The 23,511-nt window shown below is 60.2% G+C and carries 20 protein-coding genes and 1 pseudogene; 4 read left to right on the forward strand and 17 right to left on the reverse strand.

Features of this window, described 5'->3' with window-relative positions:
• Nucleotides 1-57 precede the first annotated feature (57 nt).
• The 11 genes from M5B99_RS04915 to M5B99_RS04965 form a co-directional block, all read right to left on the reverse strand.
• Nucleotides 58-1,521 carry an amidase gene (locus M5B99_RS04915; protein WP_248802921.1) on the reverse strand — a complete coding sequence of 488 codons (1,464 nt, stop codon included), beginning with the start codon at nt 1,519-1,521 and terminating at the stop codon, nt 58-60.
• 16 nt (nt 1,522-1,537) lie between these two features.
• The gene (locus M5B99_RS04920; protein WP_191488062.1) at nt 1,538-2,785 is read right to left on the reverse strand and encodes an MFS transporter; all 1,248 of its coding nucleotides are present in this window, start codon (nt 2,783-2,785) and stop codon (nt 1,538-1,540) included.
• Between the two features lie 10 nt (nt 2,786-2,795).
• Nucleotides 2,796-3,731, reverse strand: coding sequence for a transporter (locus M5B99_RS04925; protein WP_248802922.1), 936 nt, complete (start codon nt 3,729-3,731; stop codon nt 2,796-2,798).
• A gap of 69 nt (nt 3,732-3,800) precedes the next feature.
• The gene (locus M5B99_RS04930) at nt 3,801-4,793 is read right to left on the reverse strand and encodes a helix-turn-helix domain-containing protein (RefSeq protein WP_248802923.1); all 993 of its coding nucleotides are present in this window, start codon (nt 4,791-4,793) and stop codon (nt 3,801-3,803) included.
• A 151-nt stretch (nt 4,794-4,944) separates the two neighbouring features.
• Nucleotides 4,945-5,331, reverse strand: a complete 387-nt coding sequence (pcaC, locus tag M5B99_RS04935) for a 4-carboxymuconolactone decarboxylase (RefSeq protein WP_191488065.1) — start codon at nt 5,329-5,331, stop codon at nt 4,945-4,947.
• Nucleotides 5,332-5,345: 14 nt separating this feature from the next.
• The gene (locus M5B99_RS04940; protein WP_248802924.1) at nt 5,346-6,707 is read right to left on the reverse strand and encodes a 3-carboxy-cis,cis-muconate cycloisomerase; all 1,362 of its coding nucleotides are present in this window, start codon (nt 6,705-6,707) and stop codon (nt 5,346-5,348) included.
• A 39-nt stretch (nt 6,708-6,746) separates the two neighbouring features.
• Nucleotides 6,747-8,096 carry an MFS transporter gene (locus tag M5B99_RS04945; RefSeq protein ID WP_248802925.1) on the reverse strand — a complete coding sequence of 450 codons (1,350 nt, stop codon included), beginning with the start codon at nt 8,094-8,096 and terminating at the stop codon, nt 6,747-6,749.
• Nucleotides 8,097-8,171: 75 nt separating this feature from the next.
• Entirely contained in the window at nt 8,172-8,774 is a 603-nt protein-coding gene (pcaG, locus tag M5B99_RS04950) for a protocatechuate 3,4-dioxygenase subunit alpha (RefSeq protein ID WP_191488068.1), read from the reverse strand.
• 12 nt (nt 8,775-8,786) lie between these two features.
• Nucleotides 8,787-9,506, reverse strand: coding sequence for a protocatechuate 3,4-dioxygenase subunit beta (gene pcaH / locus M5B99_RS04955; protein ID WP_248802926.1), 720 nt, complete (start codon nt 9,504-9,506; stop codon nt 8,787-8,789).
• 115 nt (nt 9,507-9,621) lie between these two features.
• Complete coding sequence (gene pcaQ, locus M5B99_RS04960; RefSeq protein WP_248802927.1) at nt 9,622-10,551, reverse strand: pca operon transcription factor PcaQ; 930 nt, start codon at nt 10,549-10,551, stop codon at nt 9,622-9,624.
• 32 nt (nt 10,552-10,583) lie between these two features.
• Entirely contained in the window at nt 10,584-11,453 is an 870-nt protein-coding gene (locus M5B99_RS04965) for a helix-turn-helix domain-containing protein (RefSeq protein ID WP_248802928.1), read from the reverse strand.
• A 154-nt stretch (nt 11,454-11,607) separates the two neighbouring features.
• Between M5B99_RS04965 and pobA the strand changes: the two genes are divergently transcribed.
• Complete coding sequence (gene pobA / locus M5B99_RS04970) at nt 11,608-12,792, forward strand: 4-hydroxybenzoate 3-monooxygenase (RefSeq protein WP_248802929.1); 1,185 nt, start codon at nt 11,608-11,610, stop codon at nt 12,790-12,792.
• A 337-nt stretch (nt 12,793-13,129) separates the two neighbouring features.
• Here pobA and M5B99_RS04975 read toward each other — a convergent pair whose 3' ends face one another.
• From M5B99_RS04975 to M5B99_RS04985, 3 genes are read right to left on the reverse strand one after another with little or no spacing between them, the layout of a single operon-like run.
• Nucleotides 13,130-14,140, reverse strand: a complete 1,011-nt coding sequence (locus M5B99_RS04975; protein WP_248802930.1) for a hypothetical protein — start codon at nt 14,138-14,140, stop codon at nt 13,130-13,132.
• An 8-nt stretch (nt 14,141-14,148) separates the two neighbouring features.
• Nucleotides 14,149-15,171: a hypothetical protein gene (locus M5B99_RS04980; protein ID WP_248802931.1), complete on the reverse strand. Its 1,023-nt coding sequence runs from the start codon at nt 15,169-15,171 to the stop codon at nt 14,149-14,151.
• Nucleotides 15,164-20,338, reverse strand: a complete 5,175-nt coding sequence (locus M5B99_RS04985) for an AAA domain-containing protein (protein WP_248802932.1) — start codon at nt 20,336-20,338, stop codon at nt 15,164-15,166. Before M5B99_RS04985 ends, M5B99_RS04980 begins: the two co-directional genes overlap by 8 nt.
• Nucleotides 20,339-20,758: 420 nt before the next feature.
• On the opposite strand from M5B99_RS04985, the pseudogene M5B99_RS04990 reads away from it, so the two are divergent.
• Both M5B99_RS04990 and M5B99_RS04995 read left to right on the forward strand, forming a co-directional pair.
• Nucleotides 20,759-20,980, forward strand: a pseudogene (locus tag M5B99_RS04990) (transposase domain-containing protein); the annotation flags it as partial.
• Nucleotides 20,981-21,193: 213 nt separating this feature from the next.
• A complete protein-coding gene (locus M5B99_RS04995) occupies nt 21,194-21,493 on the forward strand; it encodes a chorismate mutase (protein WP_248802978.1) in 300 nt (99 codons plus the stop codon).
• Nucleotides 21,494-21,565: 72 nt separating this feature from the next.
• Here M5B99_RS04995 and M5B99_RS05000 read toward each other — a convergent pair whose 3' ends face one another.
• The 3 genes from M5B99_RS05000 to M5B99_RS05010 form a co-directional block, all read right to left on the reverse strand.
• Complete coding sequence (locus M5B99_RS05000; RefSeq protein WP_412548693.1) at nt 21,566-22,192, reverse strand: LysE family translocator; 627 nt, start codon at nt 22,190-22,192, stop codon at nt 21,566-21,568.
• A gap of 392 nt (nt 22,193-22,584) precedes the next feature.
• A complete protein-coding gene (locus tag M5B99_RS05005; RefSeq protein WP_318654560.1) occupies nt 22,585-22,878 on the reverse strand; it encodes a type II toxin-antitoxin system RelE/ParE family toxin in 294 nt (97 codons plus the stop codon).
• Nucleotides 22,866-23,138 carry a CopG family ribbon-helix-helix protein gene (locus M5B99_RS05010; protein WP_177144514.1) on the reverse strand — a complete coding sequence of 91 codons (273 nt, stop codon included), beginning with the start codon at nt 23,136-23,138 and terminating at the stop codon, nt 22,866-22,868. Before M5B99_RS05010 ends, M5B99_RS05005 begins: the two co-directional genes overlap by 13 nt.
• 136 nt (nt 23,139-23,274) lie before the next feature.
• Here M5B99_RS05010 and M5B99_RS05015 point away from each other — a divergent pair, with 136 nt between their 5' ends.
• Nucleotides 23,275-23,469: an EAL domain-containing protein gene (locus M5B99_RS05015; RefSeq protein ID WP_248802934.1), complete on the forward strand. Its 195-nt coding sequence runs from the start codon at nt 23,275-23,277 to the stop codon at nt 23,467-23,469.
• Nucleotides 23,470-23,511 lie beyond the last annotated feature (42 nt).

A 23,511-nucleotide genomic window follows, 5' to 3' on the forward strand; every position in this document is an offset into this window, starting at 1 on the left:
CGTGATCAAGGTGGAACCGAACCAGTGGGAGCGGGCCCGCTCCCACACGCATCACGCTTAACCGTTGAGAGCGCTCTGGCAGGCATTCACTGGCGGCACACACTGGCGCCAGGGCTGGGCCTGTTCCAGTTGCGCGGCCAGGGCCAGCAAGGTCGCTTCCTCGCCAAAGCGGCCGGCGAAATGCGCGCCCATGGGCAAGCCTTGCGCGCTCCAATGCAGCGGCACCGACATCGCCGGTTGTCCGCTGGCGTTGAACAAAGCGGTAAACGGCGAGTAGCTGTGGAAGCGCTCGATCAATTCATCAAGGCTCAGGCTGGCGTCGCGCAGATCCAGCTCGCCGATTGACACCGGTTCACGGGTCAGGGTCGGGCTGAGGATCAGGTCGTAATCCTGCATGAACAGCGCCAACTGCCGACCGAGGGCATGGATCCACTCCACGGCCGCCGCATATTGCGCGCCGCTGACCCCACCCTTGTCGCGCAAAATGATGCGTGTGCGGACCTCCAGCTCCTCGGGCCGCACCGGCGCGCCACGCATCTGTCCCAACAGCTCGACGTAGTTGCGCGTGCTGGCACCGATGATGGTGAACACCTGATCGAGAAACTCGGGCAGTACCACCGGTAACCGGGCAGGCTCAACCCGATGTCCCAGGGACTCGCACAGGCTCGCGGCCTGATGCACCGCCGCCAGACTTTGCGCGGAGGTCGGCCAGGGCCCGAGCTGATCCACCAGGGCGATCCGCAATGGCCGTGGTGCCTGCTCCAAGGCCGTCACATAAGACCGTGCCTGCCGCGGCGCGGCATAGGGCGCGCCCAGATCGGCCCCAGCCGTGGCATCAAGCAGCGCCGCGCTGTCGCGCACCGACAAGGTGATGCAGTGGTTGGTCCCCATGCCCGCCCAGCCCTCGCCGATCATCGGTCCGGAGGGCAGCAAACCACGGCTGGGCTTGAGCCCGAAAACCCCGCAACAGGACGCCGGCACCCGCAACGAGCCACCGCCGTCATTGCCATGGGCAAAAGGCACCACCCGTGCCGCCACCAACGCCGCCGCCCCACCGCTGGAGCCGCCAGCACTATGCTGGGTATTCCATGGGTTGCGGGTGGCGCCAAAGCGAGTCGACTCTGTGGAGTAGGAGGTACCGAATTCCGGTGCCGTGCTGGTGCCGACAATCAGGCAACCGGCGCGGCGCAGGCGGGTCACCACCTCAGACTCGAAATCGGCGCGAGCCGCGCCCAGGGCCAGGGAACCATTGGTCATCGCCGCTCCTCGCACCGGCGCGAACAGGTCCTTGATCAAGGTCGGCACACCGGCAAACAGCCCCTCGCGAACCCCGGGCTCGAGTGCCGCTTCGCGGGCCTGCTCGTAGAGCCGCTCGGCCACCGCATTGAGCTGGGGCTCGACCCTCTCCAGACGTTCGATCACCGCGTCGAGCAGTTCCACCGGCTGCACGTCGCCGCACCTGACCAGCGCGGCCAGGCCGCTGGCGTCTTCTTTGTCCAATAGCTGCTGAATGTCTTGCATGCTTGATACTCCGACTCTATTTCAATGACGAGGGGGTGGATACGGCGACAGCATTCGAGCGCTGACGCGCCAACGCGGCGATCCCCCACAGGAACGCGGCAGCGACACTGGCAAGGGCCAGCCATGCGATGGAATGGCGCAAGTCACCCGTAAACGCGCCCAGAGCCACCACCACCAAGGGGCTGACGAACTGACCGAAATACAGGCAGGCGGTGAAGCCGCCCAGTCCGCGACCACGGGTTCTGGCACTCAGGGCCTCCATCACCGGCGCCATGACATTGGGTACCAGCAGCCCCGCGCCCAAACCATGGATCAGCACCGCCAACAGCACTTGCTCATAGCTGTGCCCGCGCATCAGCAACCACAGCCCGATCCCCAGCAACAGCAGCAATAGCCCATTGGTACCAGCGATCCCCAGGCGCCGCCGCAGCAGCGGCCAAGCCAGGGAGCCGCCCAGGGTGGCCAGCAGGCTCAGACCGGCGGACAAACCGATCAGGGTGCTCGACGTTACGCCGAGACCGACCAGCAAGATGGGGGTTTGTACCGGCACCACAAAGCACAGCACCATACCGCCGAGGATCAGCAGATAACCCACAACCAGCGGCAGGAACGCCACCCGCTGCGCGCCTTGCGCCTCGACGGACGGCTGGGCACTGACCGGTTCCCAGAGCAGCTTGAGCATGGCTGGTACCAACAGCAGCGGTAATAGATAGAGAAGGAACGGCAAGCGCCAGGAATGCTCGCCCAAAGCGCCGCCCAGGACGTAGAACAACGCACCGACCAGGCCGATGGTGACCACCTGGCGATTGATGTAGTGCAACCGTTCCTCACCCTGCCAATAGTCGGCGATCAGCGCCGCGCAACAGGTCATCACCGCTGCCTCGGCCACCCCGAACAGCAGGCGTACCGCAACAATCGAGAGCAAGTCGCCGAGCAACGCCGGCAGCGCGCCGAGCAAGGCATAGAGCACGGTGGCAAACACCAGCAGCGCCTTGCGTCCGACCCGATCGGCGAGCCAGCCGGCCAGTGGCGCGCACACGGCAATCGCCAGCGCCGGCCCGGTCACCGCCAATGGCAGCAGCACACCGGCCTGGGGATTGAGTGGAGCGAACTCGGCCCCCAGTTTCGGCAGGATCGGCGCAACCATCGCCGCGCCCATGATGGTCAGACTACTGCCCAGCATCAGCACCAGCCCTTCACGGCGCCCCGTGGCCTGACGCGTGACGGGCGTGGCCAGAGTCGAAGCAGAATGCACATCGGTCATGATCCGGCCCTCAGAAGCTTTGGGAAACGCGCAAGGCGACGGTGTAGCCTTCGGCGCGGTTGCTCGCGCCCTGCTCTTTGTAAACGTGCAGCCAGATCGGCGGCAGCCCCGGTTTGAAGTAGCTCAGCGCCGGCCCCACGGCCAGTACCCGGGCCCGATTGCCGCCGACCAGGGCTGGGGCATCGTCATCGGTGAACTGGCGGTAGTAGTAGCCGCCAATGCCAGCGGTCCAGGGACCGAAGTGCTGGCCCACGGCGAACTCATGCCGGTACTCCACGCCGTTCTTGTAGTGGGTGGCCGGGTTGCGCGTGTTGACGTCCAGCTCAAAGCTCGACGACACCTCGAAACCGCTGTCGCTGATGTAGGTGCCGTTGACGATGGGGGAAAACGTCCAGTGATTGAGTCCTGGAGAAATCAGTCGGTTCTTGTCGTAGTCGCCAGTGGGCGTCTGGATCTGCAGTTGAGTGTTGATGAACAGGTTGGGCGACAGGTTCCATTGCAGAATCAATGGCAGCAACTGCACATCGGCCATCCGGAACGGATCGGCCGCAAGCTTCAACGGACCGCCCGGTGTTGGCACCTCCAGAGAGGCATCCATCTTGAAGAAAGGCACCACCGCGCCAAAGCCGTATTTGGCGCCCAACACGCTGTAGTTCGTCATGCGCATATAGGCCAGACCAAGGGACAGCACGTCCAGGGAGAACTTGTTATCCACCGAGCGCCCATGGCTGTCTTTCTGCACACGGGTCGAATAAAAGGCGGTACGCAGGCCCAGGGTGCCGAATGGCGTGGCCGGCGGCATCATTCCCGCGCCGAAGTCATAGACCCCCACGGCGGTGGTCGGTGCACCGTTTTCAGTGGCCTGCGCGGCGTCGCACAAACCGAACAGCGCCAAGGTGAGCACGGTGACGCGGCGAATGCTTGAATTATTGTTGTGGTGACTCATCGAATGCCCCTCCCAATCAAATGGTGTGGGCCATCCTAGTAACGGTCCCGGGTAGCGGGTTATCCGTTTTCAGCACAGTTGATGGCGACGCAAGGTCTGCGATGGCGTCTCGCCGAACAGCGTCCGATAATCGCTGGCAAAGCGACTCAGGTGCCAGAAGCCCCAGCGCGCCGCCACCTCTTGCACCCCGTGCTCATAGGGGCTGTCACGCAGCTCACGGCGCACCGCGTTGAGGCGCAGTGCCCGCAAGTAGGCCACGGGATTGATACCCAGGGTTTCCTGGAAACAGTACTGGAGTTTGCGCCGGCTGGCGCCGATGTGATTGCACAGGTCGAGGATCGACAGGGGCTCGTCCAGATGCCCCAGCGCATATTCCCTGGCACGATCGACCATGCGCTTGCGCGCCGTCGGATTGAGGGGCGGCGCCTGATCCGGTGCCACCAGTTCCAGCAACTGCACCATCACCGCGTCGCGGATCCCATGACGAATCGCCTCATGACCCAGCAGGTTATCTTGCCCCTGATCGGCAGCGGCCAACTCATCGAACAACAGCGTCAGTTCGGCTTGCACCGAGGAAGTGCCCAAACGGTAACACCTGGGAAGATCGGTAATTCGAAACCGGCTGGCCTGGCGTTCCAGAACATGCTCCAGGGCCTGGATTTCAACCGTGACGGCCAAGAGGTCCAGATGCTCGGGGATGCGCAGATCGGGCAAATGCTCACCATGAGCCACCAGCAGGCTCTGCTCATGGATCGGATGCCCGGCGCAAAACACCGGTCCCTGTGAGCTCAGTGGCACGCTGAAGGTGATGGCCCCCGCCCAGGCGCTACCGCTCTTGAGCATGGACTGATTGGTGCGGTCGCGCACCAGCTGCATCCAGCCGGCACGGAACTCGATCAGCTCGCCCTCGAAGAGCCCCGGCGTCATCTGGTCGTAACGCACCTGCCAGCCACCCATGTTACGCGCGTGCTGATCGATATCATGGGTGTGATATCGCTGAATCGCTGAAGGCATACCCGAGGTTGCCGTGGTGGTTTCCACGGCTGAATTATTGTTGTTCATGGAAGGATCCTGTTGAGCACACAAGGCTTACAGGCAGTTGCTTACGCAAGTTCCATTCCGCCACATCGACCACTGGCGCTATTGTGCCGAAAATGGCTAATGGCGACGCCGCAGCCTACGCCGGCCACACCGCAGATCCAGCATCGCTACCTCACGACTGGGCGTCCATTTCCTCCCAAACCGCCTCAGCCAGATGGAAGGTGGCGTTGGCCGCGGGAATGCCGCAATAGATCGCGCTCTGCATCAACACTTCCTTGATCTCGTCGCGGGTCACGCCATTGTTTTTTGCCGCACGCAAATGCAGGCGCAACTCCCCTTCGCGGTTCATGCCGATCAGCATGGCGATGGTGATCAGGCTGCGGGTGTGCCGCGGCAATCCGGGGCGGGTCCAGATATCGCCCCAGGCATGCCGGGTGATCATCTCCTGGAACTCGCCATTGAACGGGGTCAGCTTTTCCAGACTGCGATCCACGTGGGCATCGCCGAGCACTTCGCGGCGTACTTTCATGCCGGCTTCGTAGCGTTGTTGTTCGTCCATTTCAGGATCCTGTTCTAAGGTTTGAAGGCGTGATGTTCGGCCAGCGCGCGCTGGACCCAGCGCTGTGACTGGCCCAGGTAACAGGCCGGGTCCAGCAGGCGGCCCAGCGCCTCGGCGGACAGTTGCGCGGTCACTTGCGGTTCGCCAGCAAGCACCTGACGCAGGTGCGCGCCCTGCTCCACCGCACGGCGGCAACATTGTTCGATCAGATGGTGCGCCGCATCGCGGCCAATACGTCGGGACAAGGCAATGCTCACGGCTTCCGCCAGCACCAGCCCTTTGGTCAACTCCAGGTTCTGCCGCATGCGCCCGGCGTCGACCTCCAACCCTGGCGCCACTTGCAAGGCCTGTTGCAGCGAGCCGGACACCAGGCAACAGAGCTCCGGCAAGGTTTCCCATTCGGCATGCCAGAGGCCGAGGCTGCGCTCATGTTCCTGCGGCATTGCGCTGAACATCGTCGCCACCAGCCCGGGGGCCCGGGTCGCCGCGCCGATCATCACTGCCGCGCCGACCGGATTGCGCTTGTGCGGCATGGTCGAGGAGCCGCCCTTGCCGGGTGCGGCCGGCTCGAACACCTCAGCGGCTTCGGTCTGCATGAGCAAACTGAGATCGCGTCCGACTTTACCCAGGCTGCCGGCGATCATGCCCAGCAGACTGGCGAACTCCACCAGCCGATCACGCTGGGTGTGCCAAGGCTGGTCGGGCAAGTGCAGATTCAATTCAGTGGCCAGCGCTTCGGCCACCGCAAAAGCCTGGTCGCCCAAGGCCGCCAGGCTGCCCGAAGCCCCGCCGAATTGCAGGCACAGCAAACGCGGCTTGATTTCCATGAGGCGCTGGCGATGACGAGTGATAGCGCCCAGCCAACCGGCGATTTTCATACCCAAGGTCACGGGTGTCGCCTGTTGCAGCCAGGTACGTCCGGCCAGCGGCGTGCTCGCGTAGCGCGTGGCCTGCTCGGCGAACGCATCGGCCAAGCGCGCCAGATCGCGCTCCAACAGCTCGATGGCGCAACGCAGTTGCAGCACCAGGCCGCTGTCCATCACGTCCTGACTGGTGGCGCCCATATGCAGGTAACGCTCAGCCGTCGGGTTGACCGCGGCAATCTTCTTGCCCAATGCCTTGACCAGCGGAATCGCTGAATTACCGGCATTGCCGATGGCCACGGCCAACTCGTCGATATCAAACAGCTGCGCGCGACAGGCCGCTTCGATATCGGCAACCACCTCCTGGGGAATCAGCCCGCTGCTGGCTTCGGCACGGGCCAGGGCGGCTTCGAAATCGAGCATGCCCTGCAACCGGCCCTGATCGGAAAAAATCGCCCGCATGGCCGGCTGGGTGAAATAGGCATCGAAAAGTTGATTCGTCGGTCTGTTCAAACCACTGCTCCAGGATTCATGAAAATCAGTGAGGCGCTCTCAGGCAGCATCCGCATGGCTGACCAGTCCCTTGATCACGACCGCCAGGGTCGCCAATGCCGCGGGTACCACCAGGGCGGTCAGCACCTGTTCGAAGTTCCAGCCCAGGCCCAATAACGTCGCCCCGGCCCAGGCTCCCAGGATCGCGCCGAAACGACCAATGCCGAGCATCCACGACACCCCGGTGGCGCGCCCCTGGGTTGGATAGAAGCGCGCGGCCAGTGAGGGCATCGCCGATTGCGCGCCGTTGATGCACATGCCGGCCAACAGCACCAGGGCGGCCAAGAGGCTGACATGGCCGAGGCTCTGCCCCACCAGCCAGGCGAATACGCCCGCCAACAGGTAGGCAGCGCCAATGACCTTGTGCGGATTGAATTTATCCATCGCCCAGCCCACACCCACGGCACTGAGCACGCCGCCGAACTGGAACAGCGCGCCGATAAAGGCCGATTGCTCCATGCTCGCGCCGCTGTCATGCATCAGGGTCGGCAACCAGCTGGTCAGCAGGTACACGATCACCAGCCCCATGAAATAGGTCAGCCACAACAACAGGGTCCCCGCGCTATAGGTAGCGGAGAAAATTACCTTCAACACGTTGCGACTCTGTACCACCATCTGTTCGGGCACGCTGAAGCCGGTGGCCGCCGCAACCTCCAGCGGTGCAATCGGTGCCAGCACCCGACGAATCCGTTCCACACCACGATTGCGTACCACCAGAAAGCGTGCCGACTCCGGCAACCGGAACAACAGCACCACCGCCAGCACCAGCGGCAAAATCCCGCCGAGCATCAGCAGGCTGTGCCAACCCAGCAGTGGAATCAGCTTCGCCGAGACGAACCCGCCGCAGGCCATGCCCAGATTGAAACCGCAGAACATGCTGGTCACCAGCAACGACTTGAGCCGCTCCGGGGTGTATTCGGACAGCAGCGTGGTGGCATTGGGCATCGCCGCCCCCAGGCCCAGGCCGGTCAACAGACGCAGGGCCAGCAGTTGATCGATATTGCTGCTGTAGGCCGACAGCAAACTGAACGCGCCGAACAGAAACACCGCCACCACCAGCACCACTTTGCGCCCGAAACGGTCGGCCAGGGGGCCGGAACCCAGGGCACCGAAGACCATGCCGATCAGCGCGGCACTCATCACCGGCCCCAGGCTGGCACGATCAATGCCCCAGTCCTGGCTCAAGGCCGGGGCAATAAAGCCCATGGCCGCCGTGTCCAGACCGTCGAGAAAGACGATCAGGAAACACAGCAGCACCACCCGCCATTGATAGCTGGAGAGTGGCTTGGTGTTGATCAATAGCTGAACATCAAGCGTGCCCACCACGGGCACAGGGGCGAATAACGACATACAGGCATTTCCTTCTTATTATTATCGGGTCGCTTGCATCGGCAAGCGCCCTACAAGCGCACGCAAGCCACAACCTTAGAAATCGAAGAACACCGTTTCCGCCTCGCCTTGAACATGGATGTCAAAACGATAGGCCAGCTTGCCGTCAACCGTGCAACGCTTGGCAACCAGGGTCTCACGGCGTTGCGGTTGTTCGATCAGGTTCAGTACCGGATCGAGCGCATTGGCCTCGGCTTCGTCGTCGAAGTACAGACGGGTCTGCAGGTGAATGTTGATGCCCCGGGCAAACAGCGAAACATTGATGTGGGCCGCCATGGGCACACCGGCGGCATTGTTCAGCGTACCGGGCTTGATGGTCTTCAGCAGCCACTCGCCGGTATCCGTGGTGGCGGTACGGCCAAAGCTGTTGAAGGCTTTTTCCAGGTTGTAATCGCTGTCGTAGACCCCTTCGTGGTTGGCCTGCCAGAACTCCAGGAACGAATCGCGAATCAGGTGACCATTACCATCGTAGACATGGCCCAACAGCAGGATATGCTCGCCCGGCGCACCGGGTTTGGCCATCTCGTTCCAGATTTCCTGCTCGCGCGGCGGGTTGCCGGCGGCCTCCAGCGCCAGGCCGATATGCACGTAGGGACCGGCGGTCTGCGAAGGGGTTTCAGGCAGAAGTTGAACGGGCATGCGCGTGCCTCCTCAGCGGTTTTCGAAGTGGGTCTTGCGCTGGCCGCGCAAAACGATATCAAAGCGATAAGCCAGGCAATCCATGGGATTGGCCAGGCTCATGTCGAGCCTGGCGATCAGGCTCTGCACCGCTTCCGGATTGGCGATCGACTTGACGATCGGGCACATCGGGATAAGCGGGTCGCCTTCGAAATACAGCTGGGTGATCAAGCGCGTGGCAATCGACGGGCCGCTGATGGAGAAGTGGATATGCGCCGGACGCCAATCGTTGGGACCATTGCGCCACGGGTACGGGCCTGGCTTGACCGTGCGGAAACTGTAGTTGCCGTCGCGGTCGGTCAGGGCCCGGCCGACGCCACCAAAATTCGGATCGATGGGTGCCAGGTAGCTGTCTTTCTTGTGCCGGTAGCGGCCACCGGCGTTGGCTTGCCACATCTCCACCAGGGTATGCGGGATCGGCTTGCCGTACTGGTCGCAGACCCGCCCGGCGACAATGATGCGCTCGCCGATGGGCAGGCCGCCATTGTTGAAGTTCAACAGCAGATCGTTATCGTGCTGGTTCATCTTCAGATGGGAAAAGTCCGGGCCGCTGGTTTCCGACAGGGACTGAGGAATGCTCACCAGGGCCTGGCGTGGCGAACGCAGGATCGAGGTTTTGTAATCAGGCGTCAGGGCTTTTGGGTGCCAATTGCGGTCACGAATGACGAAGCGGCTGTTGTCCGCGTCAGACATACCAGTCTCCTTATTGTTAGAGGTAAAGCTGCATGGCTAGCAGTCTGTGCCTCAGTCTCCCCTGATAGAGTCCTCTGCAAAACTGAAAAAACCGACCTTATCCATATCCAAATGGTTATGGATAACAACCCTCGCGGTAGGCCTGCCCCACCTCGCGCAGCACCTCCACGCACCATTGCGCCGCCAGTGGCATCGGCAGCGCCGGATTGCTGCACAACCCCACCGAACCGCCCGGTTCGCGAATCCCCAACTCCAGTTCGACCAGTTCCCCGCGACTCAGGTCCTGTCTGACCGCGTCGAACGGCGCGACCCAGATCGCCTGGCTGCATTGCACGTAGCGTCGACTCAGGGTCAACGACAGAGTCTCCAGGCGCTGGCGCGGCGGGCTGATGCCATGCTGCACAAACAGACTGTCGGCGAACTGGCGAATCGTCGTCCCCGCCAGCGGCAATACCAGCGGGTAGCCTTCGAGGTTTTTATGGGCCTGAGGATCGGCCAACAGTGGATGACCGCTGCGCACCACCAGGGTCATGGATTCGCTGTACAGATGCTCGAACGCCAGCCCGAGGATCTGCGGGCTGTCCGTCATGCGTCCGACCACCAGATCCAGCTCGCCGACCCGCAGTCGCGACAACAGGTACGCACTCGGCCCGGTCACCACGCTGATCACCAGTGCGGGATGGCGGGCGTGCAAACGGCAGACGACCTCGGGCACCAGCACGCTTTCCACGGTCGAGAGCACGCCGAGTCTCGCGGTGATCGGCTCGTGCTCGCCGGAACGCAGGCTATTGACCCCTTCGCGCAACGCCTGGACACTGGGACCGGCGTAACGCAGGAAGGCCACCCCGGCCTCGGTCAGCGCCGCACCGCTTTTACTGCGCACGAACAAAGTCGCGGCCAGGAGGGTTTCCAGCTCCTTGAGGGTCTTGGACAGCGCCGGCTGGCTGATCGCCAGTTTGTCCGAAGCACGCGCCAGGCTGCCCTGGCGCGCCACTTCGAGAAAACACACCAGATGACGGAATTTGATTCGGGTATCGATATTCACCGCAGTTCGCTGCCTTCGAGGTCGGGCATCCGCTAACGCTGGATACGGAATTGTTTCGGTGACAGCCCCGTGCCGCGCTTGAAAAAGCGCGAGAAGTAGGCCGGTTCGGAAAAACCCAGGCGGTCCGACACCTGGTTGATGGTCATCGCGGTGTAGACCAGGTCGCGCTTGGCTTCCAGCAACAGCCGCTGGTTGATCATCTGCAATGCCGATTGCCCACAGAGGCGCCGGCACAGGGCATTGAGGTGAGCGGTGCTGATGCCCAATGTCGCCGCATAGTGCTCGATGGGCAGGTGTTCGCGAAAGCGCTGCTCCAATGTCCGGGTGAACACCTGCAAATGCTCGCGCCCCCGCTCAAGCGGCGACGCGTCCGGTGCCGACAACTCCAGGCCGCGCCGAGCGAGCCAGATGGACAGCACCGTGATCAACGATTGCAGCATCGGATCACGACCGGGTTGCTGTTGGCTGTACTCCCGGGTGATGGCTGAAAACAGCGTGTCCAGATACGGATGCGCGGAGCCGATCGGGTAACAGGCCGCCGTGGTCAGCACCGGACTGTTGAGCGAAGCACCCAGCTGTTCGGCCAGGGGCAGCGCCAGGCTGAGCACGTGGCCTTGGATATCCTCGGAGAACTTGAAGGTGTGTACGCTCAGCGCCGGCACGACTTGCAGCGAAGGTGAATCGATGTGGTGAATCGCGTCTTCGACTTTCAGCGTCGCCCGCCCTGCCTGCACGTACAGAAGCTGCACCAGGTCGCTGTGCCGATGGGGTTTTATTTCCCAGCCGTGCAGTTGGCTGCGCTCGGGGATCGACTCGCAATGAATCAGGTCGGGCGTCGGCCAGACGCCGGTTTCACCGTAGAGTTTGAACACCGGAACAGGCACCGCGAAAGATTTCGACATTTCCCGCCTCTTGCGACGATCCACGAAAAGTCCATGGAATGCGTCGGATATTGCCTTCTTATCCGTGCTTTAGCCACTAAAAATACAGGAGACAAAAACAACAGCACCCCGCAAGGTCCCCGGCCTTCAGCGGTACCAGACAGGACTCTCTCTCATGAAAACCCAAGTCGCTATCATCGGCTGCGGCCCGTCCGGCCTTTTGCTCGGTCAACTGCTGCATCGCGCGGGCATCGACAACGTCATCGTCGAACGCAAGAACCCCGAATACATCCTCTCGCGCATTCGTGCCGGCGTGCTGGAACAAGGCATGGTCGATCTATTGCGCGAAGCCGGGGTCAGCGAGCGCATGGACGCCCACGGATTGGTGCACGACGGCTTCGAACTGGCCTTCGACGGACGCTGTGAACGCATCGACCTCAAGACACTGACCGAGGGTAGAACAGTCATGGTCTATGGCCAGACCGAAGTCACCCGAGACTTGATGGACGCACGTGCCGCCGTGGGCGCAATGACTGTTTACGATGCCGAAAATGTGCAGCCCCACGGCATGAAGAGCGACAGCCCTTATGTGACCTTCGAGCGTAACGGCGAGACCGTCCGCCTGGACTGCGATTACATTGCCGGCTGTGACGGTTTTCACGGTGTCTCGCGACAATCGATACCGCCAGAGACGCTGAAGATTTTTGAACGGGTCTACCCTTTCGGCTGGTTGGGTATCCTGGCCGATACCCCACCGGTCAGCCACGAACTGGTCTACTCCAACCATGAGCGTGGCTTCGCCTTGTGCAGCATGCGCTCGCCGACACGCACGCGTTATTACGTGCAGGTAGGTGCCGAGGAAAAGGTCGAGGACTGGTCGGACCAACGTTTCTGGGAAGAGCTCAAACGCCGCTTGCCGGCCACGATCGCCGAGCACCTGGTCACCGGTCCCTCGATCGAAAAAAGCATCGCGCCCTTGCGCAGTTTTGTCGTCGAGCCCATGCAATATGGCCGGCTGTTCCTGCTCGGCGACGCGGCCCATATCGTTCCGCCCACGGGCGCCAAAGGCCTGAACCTGGCGGCGAGCGATGTCAGCACGCTGTACCGCATCCTGCTCAAGGTTTATCGCGAGAGCCGCACCGACCTGCTGGAGAAATACTCGCAAATCTGCCTGCGTCGGGTCTGGAAAGCCGAACGTTTTTCCTGGTGGATGACCTCGATTCTCCACCGTTTTCCCGACACCGATGCCTTCAGCCAGCGTATCCAGAAGACCGAACTCGATTACTTCACAAGCTCGGACGCCGGACGCAAGACGATTGCGGAAAATTATGTCGGGCTGCCGTATGAAAACATCGAGTGAGACGCGCGGACCTGCTTTTTTTGCCTCCCAAACGCACAAGGCCAAGGTTTCCGGCAGCGCTCGGGAGCAACTCGCGAGAAATATGAGAACGCTTCAGACTGGGTGATCGGTCGTTTCAGAAGATAGGTTGCTTGTCCGGTTTCGAGATCGCTACCTGTGCCGGTGGCAGAGGAGCCTGGCGTTTTTTTGCGATCACACAACTCAACCCGTGGAAAGCTGCGCAATGAACTCTTGAAAACGCTGGTGACGCAACGCCTCTGCTTCATCTCCCTCACCCACCGCACTACCTTGACCAAACGTTCGCAGCCAATGCAGATAAAACTGCATTGGCATTGCATCAAGGTCGACATATGATTTGACGGAACCAGCTGTCGCGGCCTCTGGTACGCAACCAGATGTGAATCTCTGCACTCTCGGAAAATTGCGGCTCGGCATCAAACGCAATCAAGCAAGCCCCACCGTCAATTGCCTTGCCCATCAGAATATTGCGCTTGATCAGAACCGTATCCCCATCGCCAGGCAGTTCGTAGCAACCATCGAGTGTCGACACGAACCACTGCCGCTGAAACCGTGTGATACCCAATGGCTCTGCCGGAACCTGGGCGATAGTCCTGATCACCTCACCTACAACCGAGACCACGGAGCCGCCGGCAGCCACCGCCCATAGTTCACCCTGTGGACCTTCGACACCGGCAATCAGATTGACGAACGTATTGGCCTCTTCGGGCCATGGGCCCGGCACACGTTGCCATACCCCTTCGGCTATCCGACGCAGGATAAGGCCTGTATAGCCCAATGCGAACACCGCCTGAGCCGTCACCACAATATTGTTGATCCCGCCCATCGTGCCCACGACATGATCGTCATGCTCAAGCAGGGCGAAATCGCCCGACGTCCAACGATACAGGCGCCGCGCAAATGTACCGATCAGTAAGCTACCGCTGCTCCAACACAGGCAACCGGCGAGCTCGGTTTTTTCGCCGCCTGGCGTCAAGTAACCTATTCGCCGTGAAAACCAGCTGCTGCGCGCCTCAAGTTGCAGATGGGGCGTGAGCTTCTGCCATCCATCGTGCAGATCAAGGTCAGTGTTGGTGACCAATTGGTCTTCGCTGGTGATTGCCCATATCTGTCCATCGCCGTCACCAACGATTGCCTGGATGGCATCCGGCACCCACGTTTCGGGCTGAAAATGGAACTTGTCCCCGTTCAGTTCGCCACTGATGATCCAAGAAGACGTATGCCCATCATCGTCCAGCACGTGAACAGCAAACCAGGGGCGCCCACCGGCCATCGTCAGATCGGCCAACTGATAGCGCCTAGCGGAGTGGGCAACGAGTGGTTTGCTCATATCGTGGCTCATGTCGCAGGTACCGGTTGTTGATTGACCGTCGGTGGGACGTCGTGAAACAAGGGCAATTCCCTGTCCATCGTCCAACCCGCCGCAGAATAGAACTCGCGGGCTTCAATCAGCAGCGCCACGGCCACCGCACGACCGACCCCCTGGCGCTCCGTCCAGGTCATGAAACCTGCTTGCGCCAAGGAAAAGCCTTTGACGTTGAAGCGTTTGAACTCGCTTCCGTTAGCCAGGCCACTGCTCATGACCGCCACATCCACACCCAGCTCAGCCGTCGTGTAAACATGGGCCATCCATTCAAGAACATGCTGCAGGTACTCGCCCGTCGTTGGGTTCCTGGCAGGTTGCTTCGGATCTCCACGCATCAGTTTTCTGGTTTGCTTCTGCGCATCGGTGACAAACTTGTGCTGCGACCCACTGTTCTGCGAGTCCTGCATGAAGGTGGCAAAGCTGTGATTGAGACTGAAGGACTGCCCCCTGAGCAGCGATCCGCGCAGCACCTTGTCGGGGATCAGGTGGTCAGCATCGAATCCGCGATAGATGTTCAACACGTTTGCGTTCGCCGCGGACTTGGTCTGGGAGATGATCTTGTAGCCACCAGCCAGGGTCGGCATGCGCAACAGTTCGCGAACCGCCCTCTTGCTGTTGGCGTCCAGCGTATCGGTGCGCCAATCCAGCCGATTGATCTCGTTGGCCAACCTGATCGTTGCCTCGATTTCATCGCGCAGCACATCGTCCTGGAGCGGGTACGCGGCCTCAATGACACTGGGCCGCAGATCCGACACCGAATAGGCCGGGTTGGACAGGATTTTCGAGATAACCTCTCGCGCCTCGCGCTCACTCAGCTTGTGGCCATCGGTACGCGGATAGGAAATGCCACCGACGTCAAATGACTCGACGAAGGTGTTCTGAAGGGCCTGATGCGCGGCGGCGAACGCGGCCTGAGCGCTCTGGTCGGCGGGATCGCGCAACGCCGCGTCATAAGCGCGGCGCATCAGGCCCATGGCGTCGAACCCGTCATTCATCTGCAATACCCTCTGCGGTCACGGCCAGCGCGTTTCCACGCATCAGGCCTTCAATATGTTTGCCAAACGTCGATGGTCTGCCATGTCCACGCGCCTGCATCCAGGCCAACAATTGGTCGACTGTCGGCTCCAGCAGGGAACGAGTGCGTGTCGCATTGTCTTGGGGTGTAACTTGCAAGGTCGGTGGTTCGTCGGCGCTGAGCAAGGCCTCCACCTCGGGTTGAGCCCAGGAACCCGTGTGTCGACCCAAGCCATCGGGGTCGATGCCAAACCAACCGCCATAGGCGCCCTGCCGTCCCGTAATCACCTCAACTCCGATCTCAACCGGGCGGGTCGCAGGCTTGCCAGGCCACGTCAGCGGATAGATCCTGCGCACGGTGTGCATCTCGCCATCTCGTAATGACGAGGCCAGCATCAGCTTCGACATCATCTCGTAGAGTTGCCGCTGTCGTGGGGAGAATGCGGCCATCTTCGAACTGTCGGCTTCGATGGCGATATCCAGCGGAACCAGTGCCCCGTGTGCTCCGCAACGTCCACCGTCTACAGTGTCCGACGCATCAGCCGGAGGTGGTGTCATAGGCTTGGAGCACGCACTTTCGTCCAGGGACGGCGCAACGCTGCGTGACTCCCAGGTATTCAAGTCAACAACAGGCTGGTTGGAGAACAGCGCGACTACAGAACCCTGCGCATCGACAGTTTCCGCACAGGGGCCGGCAATGGGCGTCGAGCAATCCTGTGCCGGGCACTGGTCGTCGAACTTCGCCGCCCAGGTGCGCAGAAATTCGAGGTAGTCCTCCTCCCGGGCATCGGCACTCCAGGAAAGACGTGTCAGCGCCTCATCGAATGCCATTAGCAGCTCGTTGGCGCTGATTTGCTCCAACCAGGAATCCTTCAGCAGTTTCCCGGCCTGGGTTCGCCCGGACTCCGTCAGGAACAAACGCCCCTGACCATCCAATGCTGCCCAAGCATTGCCGTTCAATTGTGGCTCGGGATCCTCCGCGCCTGAACGCAACTCATACAGTTTCTGCAGCGCGCTCATGGTGCTGGACGGCAGCCAGCCAAAACGCCGGAACGCTTCCTGCAACACCAGGTTGGTACCCAGGCTTTCAGCGGGGGGCAGCAGGCAGGTTTCGCGCTCAGTCAGGCATGGCGTCGGTGAAACAACTGCATCCGCCAACATGGCAGACAAAACTGGGGCATCCTCTATCCGATCGCTCCCCCACGTTCGCCACCCTTCGGCTCCGCGAAGCACCATTAAACGGGCGGGCACTGCAGTACCGTTCACCAGCAGAGTTATAGCGATGCCAAATCGTTTACCGGGCAATCCCTCGGAATCACCATGGCCCGCCAAGGCCCTCAATAATGGGCCTTTGACCCGACCACCACCGGGAATGCCATGGCGCAGATAGACCGAACCGATAAGGTTATCCAACACCCGCAGGGCAATGGCGCCATACGCCAACCCCATGTTCAAGGCGCGACACATGCTGGCAGCACGTTGCTCTGACGTGGTTCCCTCGACTTGAACCAGCTTGCCCTCCTCGGATGCCCGCTCCATTTCCGGCTCGGTCAGCGAATGGAAACGTACGCGGCGCACCTGCCGGACGTGCATGAACCAGGGAGCGTCCTTGAGCACTTGAATCATGTGCCAGGCAATGGCCTCGCCCTGGGCGTCATCGTCAGTGCCAAGCACGAGTTCGTTGCATTGCAATAAACGGCTACCGGTGTTCCGCAGGGCCGTCGCGAGGTCATTGCCTTCGCGCTCGCTCAGTTGCCAACGAGGCTTGAGCCCGTCCCGCCAGCGAATCGCCCCGGCACCGGGCAGGTCGCGAATATGACCGCCGCAGCCAAACACCTGGGTTCCAGCAGGCACCAGATCCTGAATGATTCTCGCCTTGTGGGCGGACTCGACGACCATCAGGGTGGTGGGTCCCAACTTGCAGGCCGGCACACGTGGTGCGCCGGTCATCCGCTCATTTTCCGACTCCCGGACGCCTGCAAGGCACCTCCCGACGATGGCGGAAGGTAGATCATTGGCCGGATCCATGGCCTGCTGGGAAAAGAACAGGTCAGAGTGGCCGAACAGAATGAAACTCTTCTGCGCCCGGCTGATCGCTACATTGAGCAAACGACCATCGTCACGGTCGATGAACACCCGCTCGCGGTGATTGCTCTCGGTTCGACGGCTGGCGCGGCTTTCCCTGTTCACGGCACTGAACAACACCACTGGCTTTTCAGCCCCTTGCAGCGTATGGACGGTACCGATGGTCAAGCGCCCGCTCAGGTTGTCGTCGAAAGGATCGAGTTCCTCGCGCACCAAATTTCTGATGGCCTCGACCTGACCACGAAACGGCGTCACGATCGCGACAAGTTTCTCCAGCGCAACCGGCTGATCCGGGTTGCCTTCGGCCCGCGCCCCCCACTTCGCCAAGCGTGGCCCGTTGTGCTTGAGCCAGTGCACGATCGCCTTCGCCTCGCCGGGGTTCGACCAGGAGTCGCCCTTGCTGGGCTCATCGTTCGGCCCTCCGGTCTGATAGAACCCAAGGGGCGGCAGCGGGAAAGAATCTTTCATACGCTTGCGCAACAGCTTTTCCGAGGTGTTATCAAGCATAGGCAGTTCGGCGTCCGCAAACAGTCCTGGCTGCGGGTTGGGGATTTTTGGCACCAACTCCCGCTCAAGCAATCGCCCCTCAGCATCACGATCATGGTCGTGGTACAGCAGATCGATACAGACATTGATGATCGATTCGGCGCACCGATAGTGCTCTCGCAACAACAGCCCGTCCCGTAGCCGGCCATCTGGCATCGCCTCGGCAAAGGAGGCCCCGGTGGCCGCCAGCGTCATGATTGAACCGTCCGCGCAATCAGCACCACGCCGCTGCAGATCACCCAAACAAGCCGGATCAGACCAGCGATCCAGCACCTGCCGGGCATCCACCTCCGGCGTTACCGAGGACACCGGCGATAGTTGTTTCATGTCACCGACGACCACCGCTTTTCTGGCCAGGCTCAGCACCGGCACACCCAGCTCCGGCGCGGCCTGCCCGGCTTCGTCGATGATCAGCAGATCAAGAAAGGCAAAAAGCGGCTGCCGTGCTTCGGCCAACAAGCGCGGCGCACTGTGCAGGGTGGCGACAATACATGGGAACAGCATCGCTGCACGTCTTAGCGCAGCCTTTCGGCTGCCAGGTTCGGGTTCTGCGATGACACTGACCAACCAGCGAGTTTCCCAATAGCGTGCTGCCAACTGGAAAATGATCGGCCGCCAGACCACGTCCAGCAATTTCTGCTGCTGCGCCCGAAGATGCTCGGGGCCGGTCGCGGCACGTAACTCCGTCAGTATTTCCTCGGCCCAGCGAGAGGACCAGGCTTCGCTAGGAAAACGGGCAGCAAGTTCATTCGGGTCGGTCAGAAATTCGATATCGGTCTGGCGATCAATTGCCGAACACAAGCCGCTGCGCAACACGTCGGCAAGTGTCATCAAGTGTTTGCAGAGCACTTCCCGGGATTGCGACGGCACTGCCGATGCAGCCTTCTGCACAAGACGGATATGGCGTGTGGCGTCACTGACCTGGTGCTTTTGCTCAACGCTGAACAGCGAGCCGAACAGGGGCTGAAGTTTAGTGAAGGCATCTTCAAAATACCCCGCCAGCGCAAATGCCGCCGCTGCAAAGTCCTCATACGGCTGCTTGAGGCTGGAAGAACCGACGCCCAGGGTACGCAAGCGCTTTTGCCTGATTTCCAGCGTGGTGAATTTCTTCCGATGCGAGATGCTTTTGGCCTTCGAAGGTGCACTTGCCGTGAACCCCAGAAGCTTCTTGCCGATGGGATTCAACCAACGTCGCGCCAATGGGTGCCGGCTGCCCACGGCCCCGTCAAAGGTGCCCATAACGTTTTCGACGCTCTGGTTGGTCGCCCCACAGACAAAGGTCACCGGGCAATGCTCGTCGTTGTCATAAGCGGCCAACACCCACTGGTTGGCAATCATCGCTCGCAACATCGCCGTCTTCCCGGTACCCGGCGGCCCGCTTACGGCGATAACTCCGATTTCGTTCCCCAATCGTCCAAGGGACTGCAATGCACGGCGTTGCGAATCGTTCAAGGGGTCGGCACAACGCTTGGCGTCCGGCGTGTCGAGACTTGCAGCCTTGTCGACCATTGCCACGTGCCGGGCAACCATTTCCGCCGGGCTCAAGGCGCTCACCTGAACGGCTGATCGGTAGCGCCCGGCACTTATGAGTTGTCCAAGCGCTCCGATCGAATGTGCCCTGGGAATGGCCTTGTACACGTTCGATAGCGCCCGAGTCGCATATCCCGGCTGCCGTGGCACCGCAATCCATTGCCCGGAGATCGTCGTCAGGCCGGTCTCTGCTCCGTCGGCCTGAACACGATTGAACAGGGCGAAACAAGCGTCGACGTAGGTCCTCAAGTCTGGACTTTGATTCAGGGTCGCGATAAACGACTTCAACTCCTCCCGGTAACAATCGAAGTGACCGATGGCTGGGGGCAAGTCGTTGAAAGTGACCAGTGGCTGCGGCTCAAGCCATTGCCTGACCACCCGCGGTCGGCGGTCGCTGGAATCACGGGGGAGGCAAACCTCGTGGCGGTCGTTCAGTTCGAAGGGGAACCAGAACGCTATATTCAACCTGGCAGGTTTGAGACTTGCCTTTTTCTCTCCCTGCGCCGGTTTCTTATCCGGATCAGGCCAGGTGACCTGAACCTCATCAGCTGTGGTTGTGTGGTGGAACACCAGCGCCATGGGAATCCGCGGTTCTTCGCTCTGCTCGTCTAACTCATTTGCGCCCTCTGGATCCTGCTCGAGCTCATCAAGCGCTTCTGCCTCACGCTTGCGCTCGGCTTCAGCGGCACGCTCGGTGATGACCGCCAAGGCCAGCGCTGGCCGCTTCCCGAAACCGAGATCGAAAGCCGGCCACGCCAGACGGGCATAACTTTTCAGAGGGATGCGAACATCGGCTGACTGCAATCCGAGCAGATCGTCCTCGACCAGCGCTTTATGCCAGTAACCGAGTATATCGGGCGGTAACTGGGCGACGACCTCCTTGCGGTGTTCACTCTCGCTCGAATCCTGACTTTCATCTTTGAAAGTACGCGCGGTAGCTGAATCAAATCGTAAGCGCTTCCTCAATTCCATGAGTCGACTGAACATGCCTTGCTCCCTGAGCAGTCTGGCCAGCCTGCGAACAGCAGGCCGCCGAAATAAACAATGATGGCGTATTGCCCTGCCTGGCGCAATTTGAGGAGTGGAAACCAGAATACCTAGCTAATGCGAGGCTTGGGACTTAGATGCTCTGATCGCCCAGCACCCGAGAGCATTTCTCCATGGTGCTGATGGACACTGGCAAGGAGGTAGTAATCTCGGGGCTTGGGCTCAGGCCTGTTGGTTTGAAATTCTTAGTAGAAAAAGTGGCTAACGCTTCCATTCACATCCGTCCCTATCCAAATGAGTCAAGTTCTCATCCTACTCCACAGCACAGCACGCACGGAGCAAAAAACGCTCTGCGGAGCGAAACCTATTTCCATCTATGCGGCAGCTCAATAGCGTCCAAGAGGTATTAGCCTCCGTTGGCAGAACCGGATCCGACCATGGGCTCCTGGACGCAAGAACTGGCTCTTCGCAGGGTCGCTACGCAGCGGAAAACGGGCGGCGGCCATCATGAGTTTGATCCAGTCGGCGCGCATGAATGGGCATGATCCGTATGCCTATCTCAAAGATGTGCTGACGCGGCTGCCGACGCAGCGGGCAAGTGAGACTGGCCACCTGCTCCCGCATAAGTGGACGCCCGTTTAATCACGCAAGATGTGAGGGGGCAGAAGGATATGCATCCGACAGTGATGGATAAGCAACGGGAGGCCCGTGCGCGCTGACTGGCGGTGAAGGAACCAACGGCGAAAGCCGGATCCGAGATTGATCGGTTCTCGCGGTGGACTTATAAAGTGCTTCACGCTAATGTCCTATGCGGAAAAACTGACGCATTCCGGTTACTTAAAAGGAGATATTTATATGGAAGTACGTTGCACATCAATCGAAGAAGTTCGTCAGCACATAGACCGCATCGACCGCGATGTGGTTGCACTCCTCGCCAGGCGCGGCAACCTCGTCACCCAGGCGGAGGCTTTCAAGAAAACCACTGATGATGTGCGCGCTCCAGCGCGAGTTGAACAGGTCATCAGCAAAGTGCGCGGAATTGCAAACGATTCCGGTGCCTCACCTGATGTCGTGGAGCGGGTATACAGAGCCATGATCTCTGCATTCATTGACGAAGAGTTGAAAACTCACTCAGCCCTGAAAGATAAGTCTTAAAGTCGTCAGCTTTCATAATCACCGAGGCTCAGCGAAGCTGGAATTTCAGCCCAGCACGCCAATACATTGATCCTATTTTTGGCTGAGCGCCGCTATCGATACTCCCGAAGCGACGAAGGTGAGTCCTGCCCCTACGTTCAGGCCATTCACCAGTCGTGGCCTCTGACGCAAAAACCGGGAGAGTGCAGTAGCAAATACGCCCATGAGTGCGAATCCCACTGCCGTAAGTACCGCGAACCATATGCCGTACACCAGCATCTGCACGCTCACTGAGCCGCGTTGTGGGTCTACGAACTGCGGGATGAACGCAAGAACGAAAAAACCAGGCTTTGGATTGAGTGCTGCCGAGAGTAATCCTGTGAGAAAAATGCTCGGCAGAGATTGTCGAGTCGCTGGTCGGAAGCTAATCAGGCTACGAGAGCGTAGTACTTTGATGCCGAGCCAAAGTAAATAACCGGCGCCGATAAGCTTGACGACCCAGAAGGCTACTACGGACGTTTGCATAAGCAAAGTCAGTCCTAGCGAAGCAGTTGCCACATGAAAAAGAATTCCCGCCCCGGATGCCATTCCCGATACGATAGCGGCTATCCTGCCCTGACTGAGTCCTCGGCCTACGGCCAGCAGATTGTCCGGGCCTGGTGCGAGCACCAATAGCAAGCAGGCGGCAGTATAGGCAAGCCAGATATTGATCGGAAACACGGCATTCTCCTTAGGCCTCAACGAGGCATCCATCCTCATGTAGCGAAAGACTGTGCCCGCACCAGGCTGCAAAGTCAAAGCCACTGCATTTGAGAAGATGTGTTTGCCGAAAGGTTACCTTAATCTTGGACTTAAACGCACTGGATGGTACTGGATTTCAGTGGTTCCCGCCGGAACGAAAAAAGAACCCGAAGGTCCTGATTTCATTCACTTACAGAATTCAGTGGAACTCTGTATCGCTATATTTTGAGCGGAAAACGAGGCTACCGCCCCCCGCTACAATCCACTGATTCCGAACGCCTTTGTCGTGCAACAACCTTGCTTATAAGCGAGATGATGGACAGTGGGATTGGGGCTGGCAAGTGCCACCCACTTCAAGGTGAACTGACCTCTCAGTAGCCCGCCTCTCGCTGATGCCGGAACGCCAGTACATACACAACTTCTTCCGAGGGAACAAAACGGTAAAGCGCGACATAACCAGCGTCACCAAAGGCAATGACCAGCTCTCGCAACTCAGGTAATTCAGCAAACGGTCGACCGATGTTGGGGTCGGTTTCCAGGCGAGTCAGCTGCTGTTCAATGATTTGAGCCGCCCTGCGCGCCACCTGCGGGTCTTTCTCCAACAGGAAACGTCGGCAACGCTCCAGCCCTTCACCAGCACCTGCGGTGACAATCAGTCGTGGCACTTGGGAAGCTCCGACTCTTCCTCAGTCCCCCAGGTTTTCAGCCAGTCACGGGTCTCGGCTCCGGTCAAATGCTGGCCCGTTTCCTGGTAGGCCTTCCATGAAGCGAGCGCCTCTTGCTTGAAGCTTTCCCGGGCCTCTTCACGCTCTACATACTGAGAGAGGGCTTCACGCATGATCCAGTGAGCCGAACGTTGTCGGGCGCCTGCCAACAGCTGGATGCGGTGCTTCAAGTCCTCATCGATTTTGATCGACGTCGCCATGCTGGCCTCTCCGATATTCATAGGTATTACCTTTGAATAAGGTAGCAAGCACGATGCAGACTGTCTATTCAGAGGAGTGCCTTGAATGGGTTTCCAAGCTGTAGCCTGACGGATGGTCACAAGTGACAAATCCATCGTGCGTGCGATCATCCAGATGGCTCATGCACTTAACCTTTGTACGATAGCCGAAGGTGCCGAAGACGAAGCTACGCGTGCATGCTTACAACAATTGGAATGCGACGAAGTGCAGGGCTATTTGATCGCCAAACCGATGGTGGAAGATCAAGCGGCGACGTTTATTCGTGAGTACAGGGACGGTTGGCGTGGGTGAGGGGCAAACGCCGTTACGGTAGCACGTAAGGCGCGAAAGCCT

The sequence above is a fragment of the Pseudomonas sp. MWU13-2100 genome (assembly GCF_023242365.1).
Lineage (GTDB): Bacteria > Pseudomonadota > Gammaproteobacteria > Pseudomonadales > Pseudomonadaceae > Aquipseudomonas.

Excerpts from the sequence above, each read along its gene's own strand:
- M5B99_RS04985 (WP_248802932.1), bottom strand. The coding sequence starts at position 20,338 with ATGTTCAGTCGACTCATGGAATTGAGGAAGCGCTTACGATTTGATTCA.
- M5B99_RS04965 (WP_248802928.1), bottom strand. The coding sequence starts at position 11,453 with ATGTCGAAATCTTTCGCGGTGCCTGTTCCGGTGTTCAAACTCTACGGT.
- M5B99_RS04930 (WP_248802923.1), bottom strand. The coding sequence starts at position 4,793 with ATGAACAACAATAATTCAGCCGTGGAAACCACCACGGCAACCTCGGGT.
- M5B99_RS04980 (WP_248802931.1), bottom strand. The coding sequence starts at position 15,171 with ATGAATGACGGGTTCGACGCCATGGGCCTGATGCGCCGCGCTTATGAC.
- M5B99_RS04915 (WP_248802921.1), bottom strand. The coding sequence starts at position 1,521 with ATGCAAGACATTCAGCAGCTATTGGACAAAGAAGACGCCAGCGGCCTG.
- M5B99_RS04920 (WP_191488062.1), bottom strand. The coding sequence starts at position 2,785 with ATGACCGATGTGCATTCTGCTTCGACTCTGGCCACGCCCGTCACGCGT.
- M5B99_RS05010 (WP_177144514.1), bottom strand. The coding sequence starts at position 23,138 with ATGGCGACGTCGATCAAAATCGATGAGGACTTGAAGCACCGCATCCAG.
- pobA (WP_248802929.1), top strand. The coding sequence starts at position 11,608 with ATGAAAACCCAAGTCGCTATCATCGGCTGCGGCCCGTCCGGCCTTTTG.
- M5B99_RS04975 (WP_248802930.1), bottom strand. The coding sequence starts at position 14,140 with ATGAGCAAACCACTCGTTGCCCACTCCGCTAGGCGCTATCAGTTGGCC.
- M5B99_RS04945 (WP_248802925.1), bottom strand. The coding sequence starts at position 8,096 with ATGTCGTTATTCGCCCCTGTGCCCGTGGTGGGCACGCTTGATGTTCAG.
- pcaH (WP_248802926.1), bottom strand. The coding sequence starts at position 9,506 with ATGTCTGACGCGGACAACAGCCGCTTCGTCATTCGTGACCGCAATTGG.
- M5B99_RS04925 (WP_248802922.1), bottom strand. The coding sequence starts at position 3,731 with ATGAGTCACCACAACAATAATTCAAGCATTCGCCGCGTCACCGTGCTC.
- pcaC (WP_191488065.1), bottom strand. The coding sequence starts at position 5,331 with ATGGACGAACAACAACGCTACGAAGCCGGCATGAAAGTACGCCGCGAA.
- pcaG (WP_191488068.1), bottom strand. The coding sequence starts at position 8,774 with ATGCCCGTTCAACTTCTGCCTGAAACCCCTTCGCAGACCGCCGGTCCC.
- M5B99_RS04995 (WP_248802978.1), top strand. The coding sequence starts at position 21,194 with ATGGAAGTACGTTGCACATCAATCGAAGAAGTTCGTCAGCACATAGAC.